The sequence below is a fragment of the Achromobacter sp. 1L-A-4-B-C2 genome, from assembly GCF_057291955.1.
Genome location: NZ_JBXAWP010000004.1, coordinates 597,151 through 621,521 on the forward strand (window position 1 = coordinate 597,151; position 24,371 = coordinate 621,521).

23 protein-coding genes are annotated in these 24,371 nt (G+C 65.4%); 15 read left to right on the forward strand and 8 right to left on the reverse strand.

Translation table 11 applies throughout. The features are described from left to right. Positions 1–6: 6 nt before the first annotated feature. The 3 genes from AC0Z35_RS21260 to rpoN all read right to left on the reverse strand — a co-directional run bounded on the left by AC0Z35_RS21260 (position 7) and on the right by rpoN (position 2,900). Entirely contained in the window at positions 7–915 is a 909-nt protein-coding gene (locus AC0Z35_RS21260) for a DMT family transporter (protein WP_485132654.1), read from the reverse strand. 154 nt (positions 916–1,069) lie between these two features. Then, on the reverse strand, positions 1,070–1,351 hold the full coding sequence (locus tag AC0Z35_RS21265; protein ID WP_485132655.1) for a (2Fe-2S)-binding protein: 282 nt from the start codon (positions 1,349–1,351) through the stop codon (positions 1,070–1,072). A gap of 121 nt (positions 1,352–1,472) precedes the next feature. After that, on the reverse strand, positions 1,473–2,900 hold the full coding sequence (rpoN, locus tag AC0Z35_RS21270; RefSeq protein WP_485132656.1) for an RNA polymerase factor sigma-54: 1,428 nt from the start codon (positions 2,898–2,900) through the stop codon (positions 1,473–1,475). Between the two features lie 16 nt (positions 2,901–2,916). Between rpoN and AC0Z35_RS21275 the strand changes: the two genes are divergently transcribed. From AC0Z35_RS21275 to leuA, 3 genes are all read left to right on the forward strand, one after another. After that, positions 2,917–3,561 (forward strand): hypothetical protein, encoded by a 645-nt coding sequence (locus tag AC0Z35_RS21275; protein WP_046803931.1) that lies wholly within the window; start codon positions 2,917–2,919, stop codon positions 3,559–3,561. A gap of 189 nt (positions 3,562–3,750) precedes the next feature. Next, positions 3,751–4,728: a tripartite tricarboxylate transporter substrate binding protein gene (locus AC0Z35_RS21280; protein WP_046803932.1), complete on the forward strand. Its 978-nt coding sequence runs from the start codon at positions 3,751–3,753 to the stop codon at positions 4,726–4,728. Positions 4,729–5,197: 469 nt separating this feature from the next. Further along, positions 5,198–6,910, forward strand: a complete 1,713-nt coding sequence (leuA, locus tag AC0Z35_RS21285) for a 2-isopropylmalate synthase (protein WP_046803933.1) — start codon at positions 5,198–5,200, stop codon at positions 6,908–6,910. A gap of 164 nt (positions 6,911–7,074) precedes the next feature. Here leuA and AC0Z35_RS21290 read toward each other — a convergent pair whose 3' ends face one another. Continuing rightward, positions 7,075–8,403, reverse strand: a complete 1,329-nt coding sequence (locus AC0Z35_RS21290; protein ID WP_120153403.1) for an amidase — start codon at positions 8,401–8,403, stop codon at positions 7,075–7,077. A 320-nt stretch (positions 8,404–8,723) separates the two neighbouring features. Here AC0Z35_RS21290 and AC0Z35_RS21295 point away from each other — a divergent pair, with 320 nt between their 5' ends. From AC0Z35_RS21295 to AC0Z35_RS21320, 6 genes are all read left to right on the forward strand, one after another. Continuing rightward, positions 8,724–9,737 carry a substrate-binding domain-containing protein gene (locus AC0Z35_RS21295; RefSeq protein WP_046803935.1) on the forward strand — a complete coding sequence of 338 codons (1,014 nt, stop codon included), beginning with the start codon at positions 8,724–8,726 and terminating at the stop codon, positions 9,735–9,737. A gap of 28 nt (positions 9,738–9,765) precedes the next feature. Further along, the gene (locus AC0Z35_RS21300) at positions 9,766–10,563 is read left to right on the forward strand and encodes a phosphodiesterase (RefSeq protein ID WP_485132657.1); all 798 of its coding nucleotides are present in this window, start codon (positions 9,766–9,768) and stop codon (positions 10,561–10,563) included. Positions 10,564–10,700: 137 nt separating this feature from the next. Then, a complete protein-coding gene (locus tag AC0Z35_RS21305) occupies positions 10,701–11,756 on the forward strand; it encodes an ABC transporter ATP-binding protein (RefSeq protein WP_485132658.1) in 1,056 nt (351 codons plus the stop codon). Positions 11,757–11,790: 34 nt separating this feature from the next. Next, positions 11,791–13,086 (forward strand): ABC transporter substrate-binding protein, encoded by a 1,296-nt coding sequence (locus tag AC0Z35_RS21310; RefSeq protein ID WP_219991518.1) that lies wholly within the window; start codon positions 11,791–11,793, stop codon positions 13,084–13,086. A gap of 13 nt (positions 13,087–13,099) precedes the next feature. Next, the gene (locus tag AC0Z35_RS21315) at positions 13,100–13,975 is read left to right on the forward strand and encodes a carbohydrate ABC transporter permease (protein ID WP_046803939.1); all 876 of its coding nucleotides are present in this window, start codon (positions 13,100–13,102) and stop codon (positions 13,973–13,975) included. Then, a complete protein-coding gene (locus AC0Z35_RS21320) occupies positions 13,972–14,772 on the forward strand; it encodes a carbohydrate ABC transporter permease (RefSeq protein ID WP_046803940.1) in 801 nt (266 codons plus the stop codon). The genes AC0Z35_RS21315 and AC0Z35_RS21320 overlap by 4 nt, the downstream gene beginning before the upstream one ends. Before the next feature lie 133 nt (positions 14,773–14,905). Here the strand turns inward: AC0Z35_RS21320 and AC0Z35_RS21325 are convergent, their stop codons facing one another. Next, entirely contained in the window at positions 14,906–15,223 is a 318-nt protein-coding gene (locus AC0Z35_RS21325) for a hypothetical protein (RefSeq protein WP_046803941.1), read from the reverse strand. A gap of 79 nt (positions 15,224–15,302) precedes the next feature. Then, the gene (locus tag AC0Z35_RS21330; RefSeq protein ID WP_485132659.1) at positions 15,303–15,644 is read right to left on the reverse strand and encodes a DUF1840 domain-containing protein; all 342 of its coding nucleotides are present in this window, start codon (positions 15,642–15,644) and stop codon (positions 15,303–15,305) included. A 304-nt stretch (positions 15,645–15,948) separates the two neighbouring features. Here AC0Z35_RS21330 and argS point away from each other — a divergent pair, with 304 nt between their 5' ends. The 5 genes from argS (at position 15,949) to AC0Z35_RS21355 (ending at position 21,468) form a co-directional block, all read left to right on the forward strand. Beyond that, entirely contained in the window at positions 15,949–17,634 is a 1,686-nt protein-coding gene (gene argS / locus AC0Z35_RS21335) for an arginine--tRNA ligase (RefSeq protein ID WP_104144676.1), read from the forward strand. 9 nt (positions 17,635–17,643) lie between these two features. Next, complete coding sequence (locus AC0Z35_RS21340; RefSeq protein WP_219991517.1) at positions 17,644–18,378, forward strand: SPOR domain-containing protein; 735 nt, start codon at positions 17,644–17,646, stop codon at positions 18,376–18,378. Positions 18,379–18,459: 81 nt separating this feature from the next. Next, positions 18,460–19,092 carry a thiol:disulfide interchange protein DsbA/DsbL gene (locus AC0Z35_RS21345; RefSeq protein WP_046803945.1) on the forward strand — a complete coding sequence of 211 codons (633 nt, stop codon included), beginning with the start codon at positions 18,460–18,462 and terminating at the stop codon, positions 19,090–19,092. Between the two features lie 166 nt (positions 19,093–19,258). Further along, complete coding sequence (locus tag AC0Z35_RS21350) at positions 19,259–20,476, forward strand: ABC transporter substrate-binding protein (protein ID WP_104144675.1); 1,218 nt, start codon at positions 19,259–19,261, stop codon at positions 20,474–20,476. Beyond that, positions 20,455–21,468 (forward strand): alpha/beta hydrolase, encoded by a 1,014-nt coding sequence (locus AC0Z35_RS21355; protein ID WP_485132660.1) that lies wholly within the window; start codon positions 20,455–20,457, stop codon positions 21,466–21,468. Before AC0Z35_RS21350 ends, AC0Z35_RS21355 begins: the two co-directional genes overlap by 22 nt. Before the next feature lie 10 nt (positions 21,469–21,478). Here the strand turns inward: AC0Z35_RS21355 and metC are convergent, their stop codons facing one another. Next, positions 21,479–22,672 carry a cystathionine beta-lyase gene (metC, locus tag AC0Z35_RS21360; RefSeq protein ID WP_485132661.1) on the reverse strand — a complete coding sequence of 398 codons (1,194 nt, stop codon included), beginning with the start codon at positions 22,670–22,672 and terminating at the stop codon, positions 21,479–21,481. Between the two features lie 83 nt (positions 22,673–22,755). After that, on the reverse strand, positions 22,756–23,604 hold the full coding sequence (locus tag AC0Z35_RS21365; RefSeq protein ID WP_485132662.1) for a nitroreductase: 849 nt from the start codon (positions 23,602–23,604) through the stop codon (positions 22,756–22,758). A 114-nt stretch (positions 23,605–23,718) separates the two neighbouring features. On the opposite strand from AC0Z35_RS21365, the gene AC0Z35_RS21370 reads away from it, so the two are divergent. Continuing rightward, positions 23,719–24,345, forward strand: a complete 627-nt coding sequence (locus AC0Z35_RS21370) for a LysE family translocator (RefSeq protein WP_046803949.1) — start codon at positions 23,719–23,721, stop codon at positions 24,343–24,345. Positions 24,346–24,371: the final 26 nt, after the last annotated feature.

The following is a 24,371-nucleotide window of genomic DNA, read 5'->3' on the forward strand; positions in this document are numbered from 1 at the left end:
AGTGGTTCAACGCGCTTTGCGCGTCGTCAACCAGATCCCAAAGGCGATTGGCACGATGCCCAAAAGATCCAGCCACGATACCGGCTCGCGCAGGACCAGCCAGCCAAACAACAGGCCCAGCGGCGGCATCAAGAAATGCAACGCACTGGCCGACGTGGCGCTGGCCCGGCTCAGGATCATGAACCACAAGTAGTAGCCGCCCATCGACACGGCCACGATCATGTAGGCCATGCTGGCCAGCAGGCTCGCCGTCAGGCGCGCATCACTCAGGCTTTCGTTCATCAGCGCGAACGGCAGCAACGCGGCAGCCGCTGCCAGGGATTGGATGCCGGTCGACGTCCATAGCCCTGCCGCCGGCTTGAGCCGCTTGTAGAGCAGCGTGCCGGCCACCAGCGCCACCAGGCCACCCGTGACCAGCAGCGTGCCGTGCATGTCTTCCTGCATGCCTGTCAGGCGTGATCGCAGCACCACGGCCACCCCGACCAGCCCCAGGCACAGGCCCAGCAACTTGCGCCACGTCAGCCGCTCGCCCAGTACAGGGCCGGCCAATACGCCGATCAGCAGCGGGTTGGTACTGATCAGCACGGCGGTGAATGCCGACGACACGGTCGTCATGCCGGACCAGCTCAGCCCCAGGTACAGCGCGTTGTTCAAGACGCCCAGCAGGATGAGGGACGCGAGGTCACGCCCTTGCAGTGGCCGGCCCCGGCCGCTGAAGGCGGCGATGCCCAGCATCAACACGCCGGCAATCAGGAAGCGGATGGTCAACAGGGTCAACGGGGGGCAATCGCGCACCGCGATCTTGGCCGCCGCAAAGGCCGAACTCCACAGAAAACAGAATGCGGCGATGGGCACCCAACTGATGCCCGAGGCGGCAGGGGCGGTCGGGGCGCTGGCGGCGGGCGTGGCCTTCATCGGGAGTCCATGAGAACGGCACGCCACGCATGGCGCAGGGATCAAGCATTCTGCTCGCGCCCTGGCGCAATGACAAATAGTTTGGGAAAGGCTGCGTCCGGAAAGCAGCGCGGCCCGCCGAAGAACTCAGCGAGCCGGAGGGGACGGCAATGCGTTAGCCGGCAGCGACCAGCGGAATCGGGAAGCTGCTGTGGTTGGCAGCCGAACCCGATTCAACCAGGGTGGCGGGCGCATTGACCGGAACGGCGATGGAGCGAACGTCGCACACGCTGGAGCAGCGGCCGCCTGGCAGGTATTCGGCGGCGGTTGCCGCGCAGCAGCCGCAGCACGTGGCCACGCCCAGCTCGAATTGCAGGTCGGACAGCGTCGTCGCGCCACCGTCCACGCTGGCGCGGACTTGGCGTTCGGTGATGGCATTACATACGCAAATGTACATGCGAATGATTATCGAAAATTATTCGACGGATGACAAGCCCTGAACGCAAAAAAATTTGTAGCGCAATTGTCACGCAACCCCTTGAAACAAAGGACGAATCCTCAAAGATTCGTCCCCTATTTCAACGCGCCGAGGCTTGCGCCTTGCGCAGCGTAGCCGGGGCAATTCGCAGCGCTTCTCGGTATTTTGCCACCGTCCGACGGGCGATAACTATCCCCTGATCGGCCAGTTTCTGCATGATCTGGCTGTCCGACAAGGGCTTGGCCCGGTTCTCTTCCGCGACCATTTGGCGGATGAAAGTCTGCACCGCCGTGGCCGACGTGGCGTCACCGCCGTCGGTGGAGACCCCCGTCCCGAAGAAGCGCTTGAGCTCCAGCGTGCCAAACGGAGTAAGCATGTACTTCTGCGTTGTGGCCCGTGAAATGGTCGATTCGTGCAGCCCGAGCTCACCGGCGATGTCTTTCAGGATCAGCGGACGCATGGCCGACGGCCCCTGGCTGAAAAACGCCGTCTGGCGTTCGACGATGGCCTGGGCGACACGCAGGATCGTGTCGAAGCGCTGCTCCACGTTACGTATCATCCATTTGGCTTGCTGCAACTGGGTTTGCAGGCCCGCGTGCGCGGATTCCTTTTGGTTGCCCAGCATCTGTGCATACAGCCCGTTGATTTGCAGCCGGGGAACGGCGGCGCTGTTCAGCGTGACCTGCCAGCCGCGCCGCGCCTTGCGCACGATGACGTCGGGCACAGCGTAGTCCGCCGCAGGCACGGTCCAGGCGCGTCCGGGCCGGGGCTCCAGCCGCAGGATCAGCGTGTGGGCCGCGCGGAAAATTGCCTCGTCGCAGCCCACGGCAGCGCACAAGCGTGCAGCGTTACCGGTGGCCAGCAAGGGCAGATGGCGCGCACAGATTTCGCGGGCGCAGGCCAGGACGGCCGGATCGGCCGCTTCGGGCAAACGGGAGAGGTCGGGGTGGCGCAATTGCAACACCAGGCAATCCGCCATGTCGCGCGCGCCGATGCCGACGGGGTCGAACGATTGCAGCAGCGACAGCGCCGCCCGCAACTCATCCAGGTCGGGTTCCATTTCGGCCGGCAGCCACGTCAGGATTTCCTCAAGCGGCGAGCCCAGGTAGCCGTTTTCATCCAGCTCGTCGATCAGCAAGGCCGCCAGGGCAGCATCGCGCGGCGCCGCCCGCGTCAGCATCAGCTGGCCCAGCAGGTGTTCGCGCAACGTGTCCGGGCGCGCCGCCTCGGGCAGCCCGGAGTCATCATCCGAATACACGCCGCCCGAGCCAGGCATTTCTTCGACGGGGGCATCGCGTTCCGCTGCGGGGGTGTCGTCATCGACCGAGGATTCGCGTTCGGATTCGGCTTGCGCCTCGGCGGCGGGGGTGTCGTCTTCCCGTTCCAGCAGGGGGTTGTCCGCGAGCACTTGCGAGATCTCGGCTTCCAGGTCGAGCGTGGACAACTGCAACAATCGTATCGATTGCTGCAATTGAGGGGTCAGCGTCAGGTGCTGGCCAGGTCGCAGTTCTAAAATTGGACGGGTCATAGGTACAATATTTTGCATGATGAATCTGACTTCGCCCGCAAGCGTTCGCCAGGACAGCCGACTTATCGGCCAGACCCTGCTCAAACTGGCGCTACCCCGAATCGTTGTGCGCGCGATAGTCATCGCCGTCGCCGTCGTCCTTTGGTATCTCGTTGCCTCGTGGATACTGGATTTCGGCAAACGCATGAACTATGACTTCCTGCATACGCTGGGCCAGCCAACCCAGGATATGGCGCAGAAGGTCAATCCCTATATCTGGTGGGTCGTTGCCGGCATCTGGACGCTGATCGTCTTCTTCTCGGTCCGCGCCTGGTTTGCAGCCAGCCTGGCCTCGGGCGCGGCAACCCCGGTGGGCACGGATACGCTGGCCGATCTGGCGCCGAACCTGTCGGAAGAATCGTTGGGCGTGCTGCGCTGGACCTGGGGCGACCGCCAAGAACCCTTCACTGTAGGCGACTTGCGGCGCGCACTGTCTGAAATTCGCCACAATCGCAGCGGCAAGATCGCCATGGTGGCCGAACAGGCGCAAATTTTGGAAGGCACGGCCATCCCGCCGTCGCGCGATCCGCGCGATGACGGCCGCCGAGCCCCGCGTACCGAAGTCCGGGGCGAGACCCGCGGCGACCGCTACGTCGAACCTCGCATCGGCCCGGCCCGCTAACGCGGCGCGGACTTTTTTGCCACACAGGCCGCCGATCTGGCGGCCTTTTTTGTTTCAGTCCGGCGCCAGCTCCGCCTTCTATACTGACCCGTCCAGGCTCGCGCAACCGCAGGCCGCGCAACAGACCCAGCAAAACCATAACGGCAGCCGAGACCTGCCGATGCGCGGCCGGCCCCTGGAGAGAAAATCATGTTCCGCACCCCCATCCGGTATGCCGCCGGTTTGCTCGTGGCCTGCTCGGCCGCATTCGCCGCCACGCCCGCCATGGCCGCATGGCCCGACAAACCCATCACCTTCGTCGCGCCGTTCAGCGCCGGCGGCGCCAACGACCTGGTCGCCCGCATCATCGCCAAGGCAGTGGGCACGACGCTGAAGCAATCCGTCATTGTGGAAAACCGACCCGGCGCCGGCGGGGTCGTGGGCGCCGCGCACGTCGCTCGCAGCGCGGCGGATGGCTACACCTATCTGGTCGGTAGCAATGGCACCGTCACCAACAGCCTGATCCGCTCGGACCAGCCCTACAAGGACGACGAGCTGACCCCCGTCGCGCTGTTGACCATCACGCCCTCGGTGATCGTGGCCAACCCGTCCAACCCGGCCAAGGACCTGAAGGACTTCGTCGAGCGCGCCAAGAAAGCCAAGACCGACCGCATCACCTTTTCCACCGCCGGCAATGGCAGCACGCCACATTTCGTGGCGGAAATGGTCAAGGAAGCCACGGGCCTGCCCATCGAGCCCATCGCCTACAAGAGCGGCTCGGAAGGCGTGACGGCGGTGATCGGCAACCAGGTCGACGCCACGTCGGAAGCCAGCATCGTGACGTTGCCGCTGATCCAAAGCGGCAAGTTGAAGGCGCTGGCCACCACGTGGGACAAGCGCATGGCCAGCGCGCCGGACATTCCCACCACCGCCGAAGCCGGCTTTCCCGCCGTGCGCATCGGGCACTGGGCGGGCTTGTACGCGCCCGCCGGCACGCCGGCGGACGTGTTGGACAAAATGAACGCAGCGGTCGAGCAGTCGCTCCAGACCAAAGAAGTGCAGGACGCGTTGCGCCAGAGCAGCATCGAACCGGGTGGCGGCTCGCGCGCGAGCTTTGTGGAATTCGCAGCCAGTGAACGCGAACGCCTGGGCAAGATCGTGAAAAACGGCCACATGCAAACGCAGTAGACGCACGCCACCGCCCGATGCCGCAGCGGCATGCTGCGACCTCGGGCGCGGGCCGGATTCTCGGTCTCGCGCCGCTGTCGATCAAAGATCGCGGCGCGCTCTGCCCCCGGTTTTTTTCAACGTTTTCGTTTGCGCTGGCAAAGAAAATATGTTTGACTAGCACCCTATGGCCGCTCACCGCACCCTCCCCGCGATTGCCACCGGACGCTTCGTCGCTCCGGTCGCCGGCCTGCGCGCTCGTTCCTTCTTCGCTGCCGCGCTATCGCTATACCTACCGATCGGTTGCCGGGCCTAGTGTCCCCGTGGTAGCTCGGCAGCCACGTTTGCCACACGCGATTTCCCCCTTTTATTTGTGAATCCTGCCGGTTAATCACGGCAACCCCTGGCGCAAAACCGTCATCCGGTCATCGCGCCGCCGAGACTCAGTGCTCACGGGATTCAAAAGAAACCGATTGATCGAGGTGTAGTCATGATGCTTGCCAACCCCGCCACCAAATACGTCCCCTTCGCGCCGTTCACCCGCGACTTCTCCGAACGCACGTGGCCCAGCCGCCGCATCACCAAGGCGCCGATCTGGATGAGCACCGACCTGCGTGACGGCAACCAGGCGTTGATCGAACCCATGAGCGTCGAGCGCAAGCTCCGCTTTTTTGAACAACTGGTGAAGATCGGCTTCAAGGAAATCGAAGTCGGCTTCCCGTCCGCGTCGCAGACCGACTTCGATTTCGTGCGCAAGCTCATCGACGAAAAGCGCATCCCCGATGACGTCACCATCATCGTGTTGACGCAGTCGCGTGAAGACCTGATCAGCCGCACGGTGGAAGCCGCGGCGGGCGCCAAGCAAGCCATCGTCCACATGTACAACGCTTGCGCACCGGCCTTCCGCAAGGTGGTGTTCAACATGTCCAAGGACGAAATCAAGGGCATCGCCACGACCGGCACGCGCCTCATCAAGCAATACACCTCGCAGCGCCCCGAAACCAAATGGAGCTACGAGTATTCGCCTGAAGTGTTCAGCACCACCGAGCCCGAGTTTGCCTTGGAAGTGTCGAACGCCGTCGCCGATGTCTGGCAGCCCACGCCCGACCACAAGATGGTGTTGAACCTGCCCGCCACGATCGAGGCCACCAGCCCCAACCTGTACGCCGACCAGATCGAATGGATGCACAAGAACCTGGCGCGCCGCGACAGCATCGTGCTTAGCGTGCACCCGCATAACGATCGCGGCACCGCCGTGGCCGCCGCTGAATTTGCCGTGATGGCCGGCGCCGACCGTATCGAAGGCTGCCTGTTCGGCAGCGGCGAACGCACCGGCAACGTCGACCTCGTCACGCTTGCCTTGAACCTGTACACGCAAGGCGTGCATCCCGGTTTGGACTTCTCCGACATCGACGAAGTGCGCCGCTGCGCGGAATACTGCAACCAGTTGCCGGTGCACCCGCGCCATCCGTATGCCGGCGACCTCGTCTTCACCGCGTTCTCCGGCTCGCACCAGGACGCCATCAAGAAGGGCTTCGCGCTGCAACAGGCCGACGCCGTCTGGGAAGTGCCGTACTTGCCGATCGACCCGGCCGACCTGGGCCGCAGCTACGACGCCGTGATCCGCGTGAACAGCCAGTCGGGCAAGGGCGGCGTGTCGTACCTGCTTGAGCAGGAACACGGCCTGGTCTTGCCGCGCCGCCTGCAAATCGAATTCAGCCGCGCCATCCAGCGCGTGACGGACGAGACGGGCAGCGAAGTCACCGCCGACGACGTGCACACCATCTTCAATCGCGAATACCTGGAACAAAAGGCGCCCTGGAAGTTGATCCGCCACCGCATCGACGGCAACCCGTCGGCCGGCGAAGGCCAGCATTTCAGCATCGAAGCCGAACTCGAATACAACGGCGAACGCCGCATCGTGACGGGCAAGGGCGATGGCGCCATCTCGGCATTCGTGGCGGCGCTGGACGTGCCCGTGCGCATCATGGACTACCACGAGCACGCCATCGGCACCGGCACCGACACGCGCGCCGCCTCCTATGTCGAACTGCGCGTGGGCGAGTCCTCCACGGGCTTTGGCGTAGGCATCGACCGCGACATCGTGACGGCCTCGTTCCAGGCCGTCCTTAGCGCCGTGAACCGTCACATCAACGCGGGCGCCGTGGCGTCCGCCGAGCAGGAAGCCGCCGAGGCCGCGTGATCCGCGCTCGCCTTCTGAACTGAACGCCCGAAGCCGGCCCGGAACATGGGCCGGCCAACAACCAGGAACACACCTCTTCCTGGCGCGACCGGCACAAAAAAGCCCGCCTTATCGGCGGGCTTTCTGCTCTCTGCTTTCGGCATTTGATTGAACGCGCGCCGCGTTCAGCCTCGCGGCCACATATCCGACGCACCGATATCCGGCGCATTGGCCTCAAGCAGACGCTCATGCACCCACGCCCCAATCGCCAGCGTGCGGTAGTCGTCATAGCGCTGCCCGATCAGCTGCAACCCCACGGGCAGCCCTTGCGGGCCCGTGGCGAAGGGCAGGTTCAGGCAGGGCAGGCCGAACAGCGTCCAGGGCCGCGAGAACTGCGGATCGCCCGTGCCCAGGTCGGCAAATGGCGCCTCGCCGGCGGCGCTGGGCGCCAGCAACACGTCGCAGTCGTCAAACCAGCTGTTCACCCGAATGCGCGACTCTTCGGCGCGCGCCAGGTTCTTGATGTGTTGCTCGGCCGAAATCTGCGCGCCCGCTTCCAGCACCGCCTGGATCTTCGGGCTAAGTTGGCCGGCGTGTTGCAGGCGCTCGAAAGCCAGCGACTGCGACGCCTCGTACGCCATGATGTCGGCGTGCAGCTGCACCAGCATGCAATCCTGCGAAGGCAGCGGCACCTCTTTCACGGTGGCGCCCGCGCGCGACAAGGTCGCCGCCGCCTGGGCGAACGCTTCCTTCGTTTCGGCCTGCGCGTGCCGCCACTGCAACGTGCGGCACATGCCCACGCGCGGCTTGGCGTCGTAGGACAGGTCCTGCATGCGGGCATCGCGCATCATCACGGACGCAAACAAGGCCACGTCGGGCACCGAACGGGCAAAGCCGCCCACCGTGTCCAGCGATTCGGCCAGGCTTTTTACGCCCGCGCGGGGAATGGCGCCGAACGTGGGCTTGAAGCCGACGATGCCGCAATACGACGCCGGGCGGATGATGGAACCCGCCGTTTGCGAGCCCAATGCGAAGGGCACCATGTCGTCCGCGACCGCGGCGGCCGAGCCACTGGAGGAGCCCCCAGGCGTGTAGGCCTCGTTGCGCGGATTGCGGGTCGGGCCGGCTTGATAGGTCGCAAATTCAGTGGTGACCGTCTTGCCCACCACGATGGCGCCCGCGCCACGGCAAAGCGCCACGGCGGCGGCGTCCAGGCCGGGGCGGTGGCGCTCATAAATAGGCGAGCCGTAGCGGGTAGGCAGATCGACGGTGTCGAACAGGTCTTTCACGCCGATCGGCAGGCCATGCAGCGGACCCTGCAAAGGGCCATCGTCCAGGGCCTGTGCAACGTCCAGCGCCGCCTGTTTTTGCAGGGCGGTCCAGGCGTGGATGGTATTTTCGCGCTGCTCGATACGGGCAAAACAGGCTCGTACCAATTGCACCGCGGTTAACTCGCGCCGTTGCAGCTTGCGCGCGGCTTGAACCGCGCCAAGGCTGTTTAAGGCAGTAGACATTTTCCTTTCCTCTTTACCGGCGCCGCGCAAGGCGTGGCAGCTGATTACGCACCCGGTCCCCTTGACCGAGGGGTCTGCCCTTGCGTTGCCGGCGGCGTTGTTGCGCCGTGGGCCATGCGGACCGATCCCTGCCATTGTGCGCGCCGCGTCAATTAGGAAAAACACCAAAAACACCGTGTTTTCCCGGGTGAAACGACTGCGCCGCGCCTAGGCTTTATGTTGTTGCGTTCACACCAGCATAGCGCAAACCCGTGCAACACAAAGGTCATATTTGTCTTGTAAGATGAAAACGTTTTCAGCAAACAGACAGTAATCCCGGTATGGCTACGCGCCCGTCGCCCCGCTTTTCCATCATTGAAGTGGCCCGCAAGGCAGGCGTATCGCCGGCGACGGTTTCGCGCGCATTCAATCAACCCGAGATCGTCCATCCCGACACGTTGGCGCACATCCGCAACGTGGCCAAGCGCGCAGGGTTCAGGCCGAACCGCGTTGGCCGCAGCCTGCGCTCCGGCAGCACCCGCACCATCGGGTTGATTCTGCCCACCCTGTCCAATCCCGTGTTCGCCGAGTGCTTTGAAGGCGCCGAGCGCCGTGCGCGCGAATCGGGCTACAGCGTCATGTTGACCGCCACCGGGTATGACCCCGCCGTTGAATCCGCCGCGGTCCAAGGCCTGATCGACCATCAGGTCGACGGCCTGATCCTGACCGTTGCCGACGTCAACAAAAGCGCCACGCTGGACGATCTGGACAGCGCCGGCATGCCTTATGTGCTGGTCTACAACGAGTCGTCCACGCACCCATTTGCGTCGGTGGACAACCGCGCCGCTGCCAGTGACATGGTCGCGCATCTGGCCGCGCTGGGGCACCGCCGCATTGCGCTGGTGACCGGGCCGCTGACCGCCTCGGATCGCGCCCGCCGCCGTTTGACCGGCGCCCGCGCCTGCGCCAAGAAGCTGAACCTGGACACCGTGCAGCACATCGCCATGAGCTCGCACACCGGCAGCGATGCCGACGTGCTAAAGGCCGCGCTGCGCGGCAAACAGGCGCCTACCGCCCTGTTCTGCTCGAACGACCTGCTGGCCACTGCCGTCATCGCCGATCTGGTGGCGCTGGGCCTGCGCGTACCCACCGACATTTCGGTGTGCGGCTTTGACGGCATGCGCTTCGGCGCCTTGCTGACGCCGCCGCTGACGACCGTGGCGCAACCCAGCGACGGCATCGGCCAGACGGCGTGCTCGAACCTGCTGGCGCAGATCCATGGCCAACCTGCCCAATCGAACCGCTTGCCGCATTGCATCGTGGTAGGCGGTACCGCGGCGTCCGTACGCCGCTGATCTCTTCAATTACGACAACGCACGCATCATGCTCATTGCCCAAATCACCGACCTGCACATGCGTACCCCGGGCGACAAGGCCTACGGCATCATCGACCCGGCCGCATTCCTGGCGCCGGCCGTGCGCGCGCTGAACGCGCTGACGCCGCGCCCCGACTGCGTACTGATCACAGGCGACCTGACCGACCTGGGCCGCCCACACGAATACCAGGTGCTGCGCGACCATCTGCAAGCGCTGGAGATTCCGTACTTTCTGCTGCCCGGCAACCATGACGACCGCGCGCAACTGCGCGCCGCCTTTCCCGACCACGATTACCTGCAAGGCGGCGGGCCGTTCATTCAGTACGCCATCGAAACCCATCCGCTGCGCCTGTTGGCGCTGGACACGGTGGTGCCGATGAAAAGCCATGGCGAACTTTGCCAGGACCGCCTGGACTGGCTGGCCGCGCGCCTGGCCGAACAGCCGGACCGGCCGACGCTGGTGTTGATGCACCACCCGCCGTTCCTGACCGGCATCGAACACATGGATGCCATCGGCCTTCTGGCCGGGGCGCCAGAGCTGGAACGCGTGGTGTCGCGCTTTCCCAATGTAGAACGGGTGCTGTGCGGGCATTTGCATCGCACCATCTTCCAGCGCTTCGGCGGCACGATCGCGTCCACCTGCCCGGGCACGGCACACCAGTTGGCGCTGGAGCTGGGGCCGCGTCCCACGCTGCAATACATCATGGAACCGCCGGGCTACCAGCTGCATTGGTGGCAAGGCACGAACCTGGTTACGCACCACGCGGTGCTTGGGGAATATCCCGGGCCTTATCCGTTTGCCTGAGCGCTGCGCCGAAGGGGCGCGCAGCGTTGTTTGTAGCCGTTTGGCTTGCCACGAATCCGTCATGTTTGCGCTGCACAATGAAAAGGTTTTCATAACAGGCAACAATGCGGATCTAACAATTAGATCGTCGAGACAGCATGTCATCCATCGTTCTGGATAACCTCACCAAACAGTACGGCGGCGCCGCCGCCATCCACGGCGTGAGCTTCACGGTGCCGGCGGGCAGCTTCACGGTGCTGCTGGGCCCATCCGGCTGCGGCAAGTCGACCACCCTGCGCATGATCGCCGGCCTGGACACGCCCACATCGGGCACCATCCGCATCGGCGATCGCGACGTTACGCAACTGCCGCCGGCCAAGCGCCGCATATCCATGGTGTTCCAGTCATACGCGCTGTTCCCGCATTTGTCGGTGCGCGAGAACATCCTGTTCGGCCTCAAGGTCCGCAAGGAACCCGCGCGCGACTTCGACCGCCGCTTGCAGCGCGTGGCCGGGCTGCTGGGCCTGGAGCATCTGCTGGACCGCAAGCCGTCGCAGTTGTCGGGCGGCCAGCAGCAGCGCGTGGCGCTGGGGCGCGCGGTGATTTCCGAAGCGCCGGTGTGCCTGATGGACGAGCCGCTATCCAACCTGGATGCGCAGCTGCGCCACGAGATGCGCCGCGAGATCCGCGCCTTGCAGCAGGACCTGGGCATCACGATGGTGTACGTCACGCACGACCAGACCGAGGCGATGAGCATGGCCGATCAGGTGGTGCTGTTGCGCGGCGGTCAGATCGAACAACACGACACGCCCGACGGCCTGTACGCACGGCCGGCCACCGAGTTCGCCGCGCGTTTCATCGGCACGCCGCCCATGAATCTGATCGGGCTTGCCGCCGCGAACGGCGCCGCCGTTATCGCCGGCACGCAAGGCCCCGTGATCGCCAACGCACCGGCCGGCGCCGTCAAGCTGGGCGTGCGCCCGGAACACATCCGCATCGACAGCGCCGGCCTACCGGCCATTGTCGAAAGCGTTGAATACTTCGGCGCGGATTCCATCGTGGTGTGCCGGGTAGGCGACACCAGCGGCGTGGCCGTGCGAGTGGGCGGCCATTTGCGCGCCCGCGCCGGCGAGGCCCTGAACCTGTCCTGGCAGGGCGGGCAACAGCATTTCTTTGCCGCCGATTCGGCGGTGATCAACACCGTCGGGCGCTAGAAGACGCCCATTGCACAGGAAAGGAAACGCCACCATGCGACGCATCGTACTGAAGACCCTGGCCGCCAGCCTGGCCGCCGCTTGCCTGTCCCTGCCGGCACAGGCGCAAAACAAACCCGTCGAGGTCGAGTTCTATTACCCGGTTGCCGTCGGCGGCCCGATCACCAAGATCGTCGACGACATGGTCGCGGACTTCCAGAAGGAAAATCCCGACATCAAGATCAAGCCGATTTACGCCGGCTCGTATCAGGATTCGATCGCCAAGGCGCTGACGGCGCTCAAGGGCGGCACGCCGCCGCAACTGGCCGTGCTGCTGTCCACCGACATGTTCACGCTGATCGATGAAGACGCCATCGTGCCGATCGATTCGCTGGCGAAAAGCGATGCCGACAAGAAGTGGCTGGGCGGCTTCTACGACGCGTTCATGCAGAACAGCCGCTCGGGCGGCCACACCTGGGGCGTGCCGTTCCAGCGTTCGACCATCGTGATGTACTACAACAAGGACCTGTTCAAGGCAGCGGGCCTGGACCCCGAACGCGCGCCCGCCACCTGGGCCGAGCTGGTCGATTACGGCAAGAAGCTGACCAAGCAGGACGCCTCGGGCAACACCACGCAGTGGGGCATCGAGATCCCGTCGGGCGGCGCGTTTGCGTACTGGCTGTTCCAGGCGCTGACCACGCCGAACGGCGCGATCCTGATGAACGAAGCCGGTAACGAGGTCTACCTGGACAAGCCGGCGGTGGTGGAAGCCGCGCAGTTCTGGCGCGACCTGTCGGCCAAGCACAAGATCATGCCCACCGGCACCATTGACTGGGGCACCACGCCCAAGGACTTCCTGGAAAAGAAGGCCGCCATGGTCTGGACCACCACCGGCAACCTGACCAACATCCGCAAGAACGCCGACTTCCCGTTCGGCGTGGCGATGATGCCGCAGCAAAAGCGCGGCGGCAGCCCGACGGGCGGCGGCAACTTCTATATCTTCAAGAGCGGCACGCCGGCGCAGCAGCAGGCCGCGCTGAAGTTCGCGCAGTGGGTCACCACGCCGGAACGCGCGGCCGACTGGAGCATCGCCACGGGCTACGTGGCCGTGACGCCGGCCGCCTGGCAAACCGAAAAGATGAAGAAGTACGCGCAGGAAGTGCCGGCCGCCACGGTCGCGCGCGACCAGCTGGAGGTCAGCGTGGCGGAATTTTCCACGCATGAAAACCAGCGCGTCACCAAGACCCTGAACGACGCGCTGCAAGCGGCGTTGACGGGTTCGAAGACGCCGCAGCAGGCGCTGACCGACGCACAGCGCGAGGCCGACCGCATCCTGCGTTCCTACAAATAAACCGACAAGCACGATGAGCCGCTCTTTACATGCGCTTTATGGCTGGCTGCTGTTGCTGCCAGCCATCGTGCTGCTCGCCGCCTTCACGCATTACCCGGCGGTGGCGACGCTTTGGCACAGCTTTTTTTCCACGCCCAAGGGCGCGCGTCCGGCGCGTTTCGTGGGCCTGGAGAACTACGCCGTCATGCGTGACGACCCGGTGTTCTGGCAGTCGCTGTGGAACAACCTGTGGTTTGCGCTGGGCACGATCCCCACGTCCATCGGCATCGCGCTGATCATGGCGTTGTGGGTGAACCGGAACCTGAGCGGCCGCGGCTTTTTGCGCATGGCGTACTTCACGCCCACCGTGCTGCCGATGGTGGCGGTGGCCAACATCTGGCTGTTCTTCTACACGCCGCAGTACGGGCTGATCGCGCAGGTGATGGGCTGGTTCGGTTCGCCCGGCCCGAACTGGCTGGGCAACCGCGAAACTGCCTTGCCCGCGCTGATGCTGGTCACGGTGTGGAAAGAATCCGGCTTCTTCATGATCTTCTATCTGGCCGCCTTGCAGACCGTGTCGCCGTCGCTGCGCGAGGCCGCGATGCTGGAAGGCGCTTCGCGCTGGCAGTATTTCCGCCGCATCCTGTGGCCGCTGTTGATGCCCACCACGCTGTTCGTGCTGATCAATGCGCTGATCAACGCCTTCCGCCTGGTGGACCATGTGGTCGTCATGACGCGCGGCGGGCCGGATAACGCCAGCACCCTGCTGCTGTACTACATCTACCAGGTGGGTTTCAGTTTCTGGGACACGGCTTACGCCGCCACGCTGACCGTCGTGTTGCTGGTGGTACTGGCGCTGACCGCGCTGTTCAAGTTCCGCTGGCTGGATCGCAGGACGCACTATCAATGAAAGACAAGCTAGATACCCTGGGCGCCTGGGCGCTTGGCCTGTTGTGGATCCTGCCGCTGGCCTACGCGATGTGGGCGGCTTTCCACCCGCCCGCCTACGCAACCCGCTTCGAGCTGTTCGCGCCGTTGACGCTGGATAACTTCGTGCGTGCCTGGCACGCGGCGCCGTTTCCGCGCTATTTCCTGAACACCTTCCTGCTGGTCACGATGGTGTTGGCAGCGCAGTTGGTGCTGTCCACGCTGGCGGGCTACGCGTTCGCGCGATTCGAATTCCGGGGCCGCGATTTCGTCTTCATGCTGGTGCTGCTACAGCTGATGATCATGCCCGACGTGCTGCTGGTAGAGAACTACCGGTCCATGAGCCAGCTGGGCGTCCGCGACACCGTGTTCGCCATCGGCCTGCCGTACTTCGCGTCGGCGTTCGGCATTTTCCTGTTGCGCCAGACCTTCAAGACGGTGCCGCGCGAACTGGAAGAGGCGGCGCGCATGGAAGGCGCGGGCCCCATGCAGATTCTGTGGAAGGTGTATGTGCCGTTGGCCAAGCCGATCTACGTGGCGTACGGGCTGGTGTCGGTCAGCCACCACTGGAACAATTTCCTGTGGCCGCTCATCATCACCAACTCGGTGGAATCCCGGCCGCTGACGGTGGGCTTGCAGGTGTTCTCGTCCACGGACCAGGGCATCGACTGGTCGGTCATTACCGCCGCCACGCTGATGTCGGCGGCGCCGCTGCTGATTGCCTTCCTGCTGTTCCAACGGCAATTCGTGCAGTCGTTCATGCGGGCGGGGATCCGCTAGCCTGTGGTCTGCGGTCTGCGGTCTGCGGTCTGCGGTCTGCGGTCTGCGGTCTGTGCGGCCGGCGCCGCGCACCCGAAAAAATCCCCGCCTTGAGCGGGGATTTGTTTTGTGGCGCTTGCCGAGAGCCGCGCCGTCAGTAGCCGACGGTCAGCCCCGGCAGGTCCACCGTGATGCGCGGGCGTTCCAGCGCCAACGCCAGGTGCTCGGCGAACTCGCGGGCTTCCTTGGTGTCGGTGGACAGGGTGTCGTAACCCAGGGCATCGGCCACGCCCAGCACCTTATCCAGCAACAGCACTTTGCCGCTGGGCCGCAAGGGTTCGCAGCCCAGGGTTTCCCAGGCGCCGTCGAACCAATCGCGCGCATCGCTCTGGCGCTGCGGGGACGGCTCTACCGTGGCGGTCAGGTCCAGCGACCGGCGGGGGTCGAAAACAATGGTGATGTCGCTGCGCATAAGGGTTTCCTTGAAAGGGCGTCAGGCCGCAAGGGTAAGGCAAAAAACACCGGTCGGATTGTCCGCCCGGCGACATTGCTTACCACCCGCGCGAGGCTTCCCAGGTGACTTCGACGCCCGCTGCCTGTGATTGCCGCAGCATATCCAGCAACGGAAACGCGCGTTCCTTCAGGCCGACCGTGCGCGCCATGGCCGCACGGGGCGCCTTGTCTTCGTCGTCTTCGTCGTCAAGCGGGCGCTCGGCGACCTCGATGGCGTGTTCGATGCCGGCGATGGCGGGGGCCAGTTGCTCCACCGTGAAAACGCCGCGTTCGGGGATCTTGTCGCCGATGGGTTTGCCCGCTGCCTGCAGAATGGGGCCGGCGTGGTCGGACAGCATCAGGACCTCGGCCACGACCTTGGAGTGAAAGGTAATCAGCATATTGCGGTCTCCCTTATTGAATACGTTACATACACTACCGCAACGCCCCAGGGATGCCAACTGGCGCCCTCGCGCGCGCGACACGGCCCGGACACCGGGCACCCGCGCCGCTGGCTAGGCATTTGATTTTGTTCAGAGTTCCGCCCGCCGCGCGAACGCTTGCCGGACGGTTTGCACGCCCGATCCGCCCGATTGGGCCGCCAAATCAACTATCATTCCGGATGATTCCCGTGACACTGCCGGCCCGGACACCGTCCGTTTGATTCCCGCCTTGGTCACTCACCCAGAACTTCTTCAGACGCCCATGCTCCCCGAGCAACAAAAACAGCTTATCTCCCTGATCCAGGCCGCCGTTGCGCAGAGCCTTCCCGACGCCCAGGCCAATGTGCTGCTTGAGCGCCCCAAGGTCGCCGCCCACGGCGACGTCGCCACCAACGTAGCCATGCAGCTGGCCAAGCCGGCCCGCCGCAACCCGCGCGAGCTGGCCCAGGCCATCGTGGACGCGCTGATGGCCGCCCCCGGTGCCCGAGATCTGGTCGACAGCGCTGAAATCGCCGGCCCCGGCTTCATCAACCTGCGTATCACCGCCGCCGCGCGTCAGGCCGTCATCGCCGCCGTGGCCGAGCAGGGCGCAAGCTTTGGCCGCGCCCCGCGCAGCGGCGAGAAGATCCTGGTTGAATTCGTATCGGCCAACCCCACCGGCCCGCTGCACGTGGGCCACGCGCGCCAAGCCGCGCTGGGCGACGCCCTGTGCCGCCTGTACGACGCCATCGGCTGGGACGTCACCCGCGAGTTCTACTACAACGACGCCGGCAACCAGATCCACAACCTGGCCATCAGCGTGCAGGCGCGTGCCCGTGGCCTGACCACCGAATCCCCCGACTGGCCGGAAGACGGCTACAAGGGCGACTACATCGCCGACATCGCGCGTGACTTCCAGGCCGGCAAGACCATCCAGCCGTCCGACGGCGAACCCGTCACCGCCACCGGCAACATCGACAACCTGGACGACATCCGCGTCTTCGCCGTGGCGTACCTGCGCCGCGAACAAGACCTGGACTTGCAGGCGTTCGGCCTGGCGTTCGACAACTACTACCTGGAAAGCTCGCTGTACACGTCGGGCCGCGTCGAAGCCACCGTCAAGGCGCTGGTTGCCGGCGGTCATACCTATGAAGAAGGCGGCGCGCTGTGGCTGCGCACCACCGAACTGGGCACGGGCGACGACAAAGACCGCGTCATGCGCAAAAGCGAAGGCGGCTACACCTACTTCGTGCCGGACGTGGCGTATCACAAGGCCAAATGGGAACGCGGCTTTCACCGCGCCGTGAACATCCAGGGCAGCGACCACCACGGCACCGTGGCCCGCGTGCGCGCCGGCTTGCAGGCGCTGGAAGAGGGCATCCCCAAGGATTACCCGTCGTACGTGCTGCACAAGATGGTCAAGGTGATGCGCGGCGGCGAAGAGGTCAAGATCTCCAAGCGCGCCGGCAGCTACGTCACCATGCGCGACCTGATCGACTGGGTGGGCCGCGACGCCGTGCGCTACTTCCTGATCCAGCGCCGCGCCGACACCGAATTTGTATTTGACGTGGACCTGGCCTTGTCGAAAAGCGACGAGAACCCCGTCTATTACATCCAGTACGCGCACGCTCGCATCTGCACGATGATCAACAACGCCGGCATGCCCGCCGCTGACGTGGCCGCCGCCGATACGTCCTTGCTGACCGCGCCGTCCGAATTCGCGCTGATGCAACGCCTGGCCGAGTTCCCCAACGTGGTGGCGCTGGCGGCGCAAGACCTGTCGCCGCACCACATCGCGTTCTGGCTGCGCGACTGCGCCTCGGACTTCCACGCCTGGTACAGCGCCGAACGCGTGCTGGTGGACGACGTGGCCCTGAAGCTTGCCCGCCTGCGCCTGGCCGCCACCACGCGTCAGGTCCTGGCCAACGGCCTGGAACTGATGGGCGTATCCGCGCCCGAGCGGATGTAACATCGGTTCATGGCAACAAAGCGCAAAACCACCCGCCGTTCCTCCGGCGAAAGCGGCAGCACCCTTTACGGGGCGCTCGCCGGCCTGCTCATCGGTCTGATCGTGGCCGCCGTCGTGGCCTTCTACGTCACCAAGGCGCCGATCCCCTTCGTGGACCGGGCCACTCGCCAGGGCGACCCCGGCAAGCTACCCGATCCGCGCCAGGCGCCGGACCCCAACGCGGGCCTGTACGGCCGCGACGGCGCGGCGGGCGCGCCGCCCACCGGCCCCACCGCCACCGCTCCGGCGCCGCTGCCGGGCGCGGGCACGGGATCGGGCGCCGCGTCCAAGCCTGACGAAACCCCGTCCCGGCTGGACGATCTGGGCGCGCTGATCGCCACGCTACCTTCCACCGCCAAACCGCAAGCCGCCGCGCCTGCGGCCAGCGCCCCCGGCACCGCCCCCACGCCGCTGTCCAAGCCCGCACCAGCGCCCACGCCGGCTCCTGCCGCCAAGGCCGCCGCGCCGGCCGCAACCGGCACGTACTACCTGCAAGCCGGCGCGTTCCGAGGCGAAAACGACGCGGAATCGCTCAAAGCCCGCATTATTCTGCTGGGCTTGCCGGTTGCCGTGCAAAAGGCCGAAGTGAACGGCAAGCCGCTGAACCGCGTGCGCGTCGGCCCGTTTGCGCGGCTGGACGACATGAACCGGGCGCGCGGCCGCCTGGGCGAAAACAAGATAGAAACCGCCGTGGTGCGCCAGTAGCGCGATGCGGCGCCATTTTTTTCATTGAACTAATCCGGCCCCGGGCCTGTCTGTAACTTTTTACTCAGGAACCTCTCATCCATGTTGTCCCCCAAGATCGTTCGCATCATGGCCGCGGCCGCGCTGACCGCCTCCGCGTTCTTCAGCCCGGTTAGCCACGCCCAAGGCACCCAAGCCTACGTGGCCATCAACCCGCCGCTGCCCTCCGATACCCCGGGCAAAGTGGAAGTGCTGGAATTCTTCGCCTACACCTGCCCGCACTGCGCCGCCATGGAACCCATGGTCGAAGCCTGGGCCAAGACCGCGCCGTCGGACGTCGTCCTCAAGCAAGTGCCCATCGCCTTCAATGCCGGCATGAAGCCGCTGCAACAGGTCTACTACACGTTCATGGCCCTGGAACGCCCCGACCTGCACGCCAAGTTCTTCACCGCCATCCACGGCGAAAACAAGCGCCTGTTCGACAAGAAGTCGATGGGCGAATGGGCCGCCTCGCAAGGCGTGGACCGCGCCAAATTCGATTCCGTGTTTGACTCGTTCAGCGTGCAGACCCAAGTGCAGCGTGCCACGCAGCTGGCCGACGCCTACCGCATCGACGGCACCCCGTCGTTTGCCGTCGGCGGCAAGTTCATGACCTCGCCGGTCATGGCGGGCAACAGCTATGAAGGCGCCCTGAAGGAAGTCGACAAGCTGGTCCCGATGGCGCGCAACAAGTAAGTCACGCGCCCCCTTCGCTTCATCGTGCAAAACGCCTCGGCCACATGGCCGGGGCGTTTTTCTTTGGGAAATCGTTGAGAAAGTCTTCCATCTTTCTCATTTGCCGGGGCTACACTTTTGTCACAAGAATTCGCCGCGACGACGGCATCAAAAGGGTGGAAGACAAATGAAGCAGCAATTCCTGCGTAAACGCGCGGCACAAGCGCTGGGCCTGTGCCTGGCATTGACCGCCATCGCCACGCACGCCAACACGGCGGACGGCGTGAAGATCGGCGTACTGACGGACATGGCGGGCGTTACCGCCGACGCCACCGGCAAGGGCTCGGTGGAAGCCGCCCGACTGGCTATCGAAGAAATGGGCGGCACGGTGCTGGGCAAACCCATCTCGCTGGTCTCGGGCGACCACCAACACCGCCCCGACATCGGCAGCAGCATGGTCCGCAAGTGGTACGACACCGACGGCGTAGACGTCGTGGTGGACGTGCCCAATTCCTCGGTCGCGCTGGCGGTGCAGGGCATCGCGCGTGAAAAGAAAAAACTGGTGCTGTTCTCCAGCCCCGGGACCACCGCGCTGTCGCAGGCGCAGTGCTCGCCTTACGGCGTGCAGTGGACGTACACCACCTACGCCTTGTCGCGCGGCACCGCCACCGCTGTAGTGAACGAGGGCAACAAGCGCTGGTTCATCCTGGCGTCGGACTACGCCTTCGGCAAACAGCTGGCGGCGGACACGGAAACCGTCGTGAAAGCCAATGGCGGCGAAGTCGCAGGCACCGTGTTCCACCCCCTGAACGCGTCGGACTTTGCGTCGTTCCTGTTGCAGGCGCAGGGGTCAAAGGCGCAGATCATTGCCATTGCGAATGCGGGCGGCGACACGATTTCGGCCATCAAGCAGGCGGCGGAATTCGGCATTGGCGGCGCACAACAGCTGGCAGCGATGCTGCTGCTGATCACGGACGTGCACAGCCTGGGGCTGCAAGCGGCGCAGAAAACCTACCTGACGGTGCCGTCGTACTGGGACATGAACGAGGGCACGCGCGCCTTCACCAAGAAGTTCGAGGCGCGCGTCGGCCGCCCGCCCACCTTCCTGCAAGCCGGTGTGTACGGCCAGGTGCGGCACTACCTGCAAGCGGTGAAGGCGGCCGGCACGGCGGACTCGGACGCAGTGATGGCCAAGATGAAATCGCTGCCCATCGATGACCCGTTCAGCATGAACGCACGCATCCGCGAAGACGGCCTGGTGGTGCGCGACATGATGCTGGCGCAAGTGAAGACCCCCGCGCAGTCCAAGGCCCCGTGGGACTACTACAACATCGTGCGCAGCATTCCCGGCGACACGCTGGCCTGGCCGCTGTCGGACAGCCAATGCCCGCTGGTCAAGCGATGACGCGGCCCAAGCCTGACGCCGGGGCTGCCCCGCGCGCGAATCCCCGGGGCGATGCCGTCACGCTGGCCGACTTCGGCAGCTTCTACGCGGGCGGCAGGCCGGTGCGCGTGGCCGGGCTGCCGCAGCGCGAGATTGCTTTCACAAAAAGCGCGTCGCTGGCGTATGACCCGAATGGCCTGTACCACTTCGAGCAGGCGTATGTGCAGTACTTCATCCCGGCGCGCTTGGCGCATCCGCTGCCCATCGTGCTGCTGCACGGCGGCGGCATGACGGGCGCGATGTGGGAACAGACGCCGGACGGTCGCGCGGGCTGGATGCAGCACTTTCTGCGCCAGGGCCACGCGGTGTATGTGGTGGACAACGTCGAACGCGGCCGCGCCGGCTGGGCGCCGTTTGAACAGGTGTGGCCCGAGGCGCCCATCATGCGTACCGCCGAAGAAAGCTGGTCGTTGTTCCGTCTGGGCCGCGCCGAGGATTTCGGAAAGCGCCGCCCCTTCGCGGGGCAGCGCTTTCCGGTGGGTGCGTTCGACGATTTCATCCGGCACGCGGTGCCGCGCTGGCTGAGCAACAACGAGGCGGCGTTGCACGGTTTCTGCGCGGCGCTGGATCGCATCGGACCCTGCGTGGTCGTGGCGCACAGCCATGGCGGCGAGGTCGCTTACCGGGCGCTTCATGCGCGGCCCGATCTGGTGCGTGGTGTGATCGGCATCGAACCGTCGGGCTACTCCGCCGACGTCACGGCCGCCGCCGTGGCAAACAAGCCGTTCCTGTTCGTCTATGGCGACTATCTAGACGCCACGCCGCTATGGCAACGCCTGTGCGCAAGCGGGCGGGACTATGCAGAATCGTTGGCACGCCACGGCGCCCGGGTAGACACGTGGCGGCTGGCCGACATGGGTATCGCCGGCAATTCGCACATGCCGATGATGGACGACAACAGCGACGACATCGCCGCCCGCATCGGCGCGTGGATCCGCGGCGGCGTCACATAAGCGTGCGGCGCTATGCGCTGACCGCCGCCGCCTTTTCCAGCGCCTGGGTCAGGTCCGCGATGATGTCCTCGGGCGCTTCCAGGCCGATGTGCAAGCGCACCAGCGCGTTCTCGCCTTCGCCCCAATAGCGGTGCTTGGACAAATCCTTGGGCGACACCAGCTGCACCAGGCTTTCGTAGCCGCCCCACGAAAAGCCGATGCCGAACAACGTCAGGGCATCCACGAACGCGCGCGCGGCGGCGGGCGACAAGCGCAACTCAACCGACAGCATGCCGTTGGACCCGGAGCAATCGCGCTGCCACAACGCGTGGCCGGGATCTTCGGGCAACGCCGGGTGGAAAAGGCGCACGGTTTCGGGGCGACTCTTGAAGAATTCGCACACCTGCAAGGCATGGCGCGCGTGCTGCGCCATGCGGATCGGCATCGTGCGCACCCCGCGCAGCGCCAGCCAGGCGTCGTCGGCGCTGATGGAATAACCCATCGCGTACTGCGTGCGGTTCAGCTTTTTGGCAATGCCTTCGTCGTTGGTCACCACCGCGCCCAGCATCAGGTCCGAGTGCCCGCCCACGTACTTCGTGCCGGCAATGATCGACACCTGCGCCCCCAGCGTCAACGGACGGTAGATGTAGCCCGAGCCCCAGGTGTTATCGGTGGCCAGCACCAACCCGTGGCGCTTGGCGAAGGCGGCCATGGCGCCCATGTCCAGCATTTCAAACAGCAGCGAGCCGGGCGATTCCACGTACAGCAGTTTCGTGTTGGGCTGCACCAGCGCGTCCAGGTCGTCGTCGGCCGCGAAGTAGGTGATGTCGATGTTCATGCGCTTGAGCACGGCGTCGTCCAGTTCCCGCATCGGGCCGTAGACGCAATCGGAGATCAGCGCGTGGTCGCCGGCCGAGCACAGCGCCATCATGACCATCGTCATCGCGGACAAGCCCGAGGGCGCCAGGTAGCAATGCGTGCCGCCTTCCAGCTGCGTAAAGACCTGTTCCAGCGCGGCGTGGGTGTCCATGCCCATGCGGCCATAGGTGGTGGCGCGACCGCCTTCGGCCTTGCTGCGCTGCGCTTGTTCCAGCGCGGCCAGGTTCTGGAACCGCACGGTGCTGGCGCGCATCGGCGGCAGCGGCACGGGCGCGGTACCGGTCTGGGGGTCGAACGGGGCGGTGCCCGCGTGCTGCAAAACCGTATCGATGTGTTTGGAGGTCATCTTCGAAGGAACGCTGGAGAAATGAACAGGGCCGGACTCGGGGCGAACAGGGTGAACCATATCAGGCGTGGCGGCGCCTGTCCCTAGGCGGTGACCCAACTGACCGTTTCGGGCAGGTCGGCACGGCGCGTGCGGTAGCTGTTGGCCGGATGATCGGCGTCGGCATAGCCGAACGAGATGCCGCAGACCACGCGCCGGTCGGCGTCGATGCCCAGCACGTCGCGCAGTACCTCGGGGTACATCGCCAGCGACGCCTGGGCCACCGTGGCCACGCCGTTGGCCTGCGCCGCCAGCAGGAAGTTGGCGACGTAGCCGCCGCAATCCATCGCGCCGTATTCGCCCAGCGCTTCGTCGGTGGTGATGATGGCTACGTGCGGCGCATCGAACAGCTGGAAGTTGCGCAACTCTTGCCGGCGATAGGCGTCGCGATCACCGCGCGCCACGCCCACCGCGCCGTACAGCTGAAAGCCCGATTCGCGGCGGCGCGCCAGGTATTCGTTGCGGTATTCGCGGGGGAAGGGGAAGTCGGGGGTGAAGCCCGACGGCGCGTCGGCTTGTTGCGCCCGCGCCAGCAGCGCGGCGCGCAAGCGATCGGTACCCGCGCCTTCGGTCACCGCGACCCGCCAGGGCTGGCAGTTGCACCATGACGCCGTGCGCTGGGCCAGCGTCAAGATGCGTTCGATGACGTCGCGCGGCACGGGCGCGGGCAGGAAGGCACGGCAGCTGTGCCGGGCCAGCAGCAGGGCGTGCAGCGCGGCGTCGGGGCCGGCTGCGGTGTCGAGGCCGGGGCCAGCGTGGGAGGCATGTCGGGCCGGGGCGGCTTGCGATGCTTCGGACGCTTGCGATGTTTCTGGCGCTTGCGATGTTTCTGGCGCTTGCGATGCTTCTGGCGCTTGCGATGCTTGCGATGCCTGCGCGGCGTTTGTCGTCATGGCTTGTCTCTCTCCGTCCTTGGGGTTCCGTGGCAGCACTGAACAGCGGGGAATTTGCCCTTATGATGCCATTCTCCGGGCTACCCGGCGCCCACCTCCACCAGGCCACGTCCCATGCTGCCCTTCGACACCCTGATCGCTTTTTTCGGCATTGCCGTGCTGCTGGCGCTGACGCCCGGGCCGGACAATGTGTTCGTGCTGATGCAGTCCGCTATCTGGGGACGCAAGGCGGGCATGCTGGTGGTGCTGGGGCTGTGCACCGGTCTGCTGGGCCACACGGCCGCCGTCGCCCTCGGGCTTGCCGCCGTGTTCGCGGCCTCGCCCATGGCGTTCACGGCGCTTAAGCTGGCGGGTGCGGCGTACCTGACATACCTGGCGTGGCAGATCCTGCGCGCCCCCGTGGAATCGGAAGACGGCAAACGGCCCGAACCGCTCAAGCCCGGCGCGCTGTACCGGCGCGGCATCGTCATGAACCTGACCAACCCAAAGGTGCTGCTGTTCTTCTTCGCCTTCCTGCCGCAATTCACCACGCCCGCGCTGGGCCCGGTCGGCTTGCAGGTCATGCAGCTGGGCGCCGTGTTCATGGTGTCGACGTTGCTGGTGTTCGGCGCCATTGCGTTCTTTTCCGGCGCGTTCGGCGAACTGCTGCAACGCTCGGTCACGGCCAAGCGTTGGCTCAATCGCATCGCCGCCCTGGTGTTCGTGGGCCTTGCCGTCAGGCTGGCCACGGCGACACGCTGACGGGTCCGGTCACGAACCCGCCGCGC

Bases quoted from the DNA above. Each gene is read 5' to 3' on its own strand.
- AC0Z35_RS21350 (WP_104144675.1), top strand. From the start codon at position 19,259: ATGAAGCAGCAATTCCTGCGTAAACGCGCGGCACAAGCGCTGGGCCTG.
- AC0Z35_RS21345 (WP_046803945.1), top strand. From the start codon at position 18,460: ATGTTGTCCCCCAAGATCGTTCGCATCATGGCCGCGGCCGCGCTGACC.
- AC0Z35_RS21310 (WP_219991518.1), top strand. From the start codon at position 11,791: ATGCGACGCATCGTACTGAAGACCCTGGCCGCCAGCCTGGCCGCCGCT.
- AC0Z35_RS21305 (WP_485132658.1), top strand. From the start codon at position 10,701: ATGTCATCCATCGTTCTGGATAACCTCACCAAACAGTACGGCGGCGCC.
- argS (WP_104144676.1), top strand. From the start codon at position 15,949: ATGCTCCCCGAGCAACAAAAACAGCTTATCTCCCTGATCCAGGCCGCC.
- AC0Z35_RS21320 (WP_046803940.1), top strand. From the start codon at position 13,972: ATGAAAGACAAGCTAGATACCCTGGGCGCCTGGGCGCTTGGCCTGTTG.
- AC0Z35_RS21280 (WP_046803932.1), top strand. From the start codon at position 3,751: ATGTTCCGCACCCCCATCCGGTATGCCGCCGGTTTGCTCGTGGCCTGC.
- AC0Z35_RS21290 (WP_120153403.1), bottom strand. From the start codon at position 8,403: ATGTCTACTGCCTTAAACAGCCTTGGCGCGGTTCAAGCCGCGCGCAAG.
- AC0Z35_RS21300 (WP_485132657.1), top strand. From the start codon at position 9,766: ATGCTCATTGCCCAAATCACCGACCTGCACATGCGTACCCCGGGCGAC.
- AC0Z35_RS21365 (WP_485132662.1), bottom strand. From the start codon at position 23,604: ATGACGACAAACGCCGCGCAGGCATCGCAAGCATCGCAAGCGCCAGAA.
- leuA (WP_046803933.1), top strand. From the start codon at position 5,198: ATGATGCTTGCCAACCCCGCCACCAAATACGTCCCCTTCGCGCCGTTC.
- AC0Z35_RS21295 (WP_046803935.1), top strand. From the start codon at position 8,724: ATGGCTACGCGCCCGTCGCCCCGCTTTTCCATCATTGAAGTGGCCCGC.
- AC0Z35_RS21370 (WP_046803949.1), top strand. From the start codon at position 23,719: ATGCTGCCCTTCGACACCCTGATCGCTTTTTTCGGCATTGCCGTGCTG.
- metC (WP_485132661.1), bottom strand. From the start codon at position 22,672: ATGACCTCCAAACACATCGATACGGTTTTGCAGCACGCGGGCACCGCC.
- AC0Z35_RS21275 (WP_046803931.1), top strand. From the start codon at position 2,917: ATGATGAATCTGACTTCGCCCGCAAGCGTTCGCCAGGACAGCCGACTT.
- AC0Z35_RS21340 (WP_219991517.1), top strand. From the start codon at position 17,644: ATGGCAACAAAGCGCAAAACCACCCGCCGTTCCTCCGGCGAAAGCGGC.
- AC0Z35_RS21260 (WP_485132654.1), bottom strand. From the start codon at position 915: ATGAAGGCCACGCCCGCCGCCAGCGCCCCGACCGCCCCTGCCGCCTCG.
- AC0Z35_RS21265 (WP_485132655.1), bottom strand. From the start codon at position 1,351: ATGTACATTTGCGTATGTAATGCCATCACCGAACGCCAAGTCCGCGCC.
- AC0Z35_RS21315 (WP_046803939.1), top strand. From the start codon at position 13,100: ATGAGCCGCTCTTTACATGCGCTTTATGGCTGGCTGCTGTTGCTGCCA.
- rpoN (WP_485132656.1), bottom strand. From the start codon at position 2,900: ATGACCCGTCCAATTTTAGAACTGCGACCTGGCCAGCACCTGACGCTG.
- AC0Z35_RS21355 (WP_485132660.1), top strand. From the start codon at position 20,455: ATGCCCGCTGGTCAAGCGATGACGCGGCCCAAGCCTGACGCCGGGGCT.
- AC0Z35_RS21330 (WP_485132659.1), bottom strand. From the start codon at position 15,644: ATGCTGATTACCTTTCACTCCAAGGTCGTGGCCGAGGTCCTGATGCTG.
- AC0Z35_RS21325 (WP_046803941.1), bottom strand. From the start codon at position 15,223: ATGCGCAGCGACATCACCATTGTTTTCGACCCCCGCCGGTCGCTGGAC.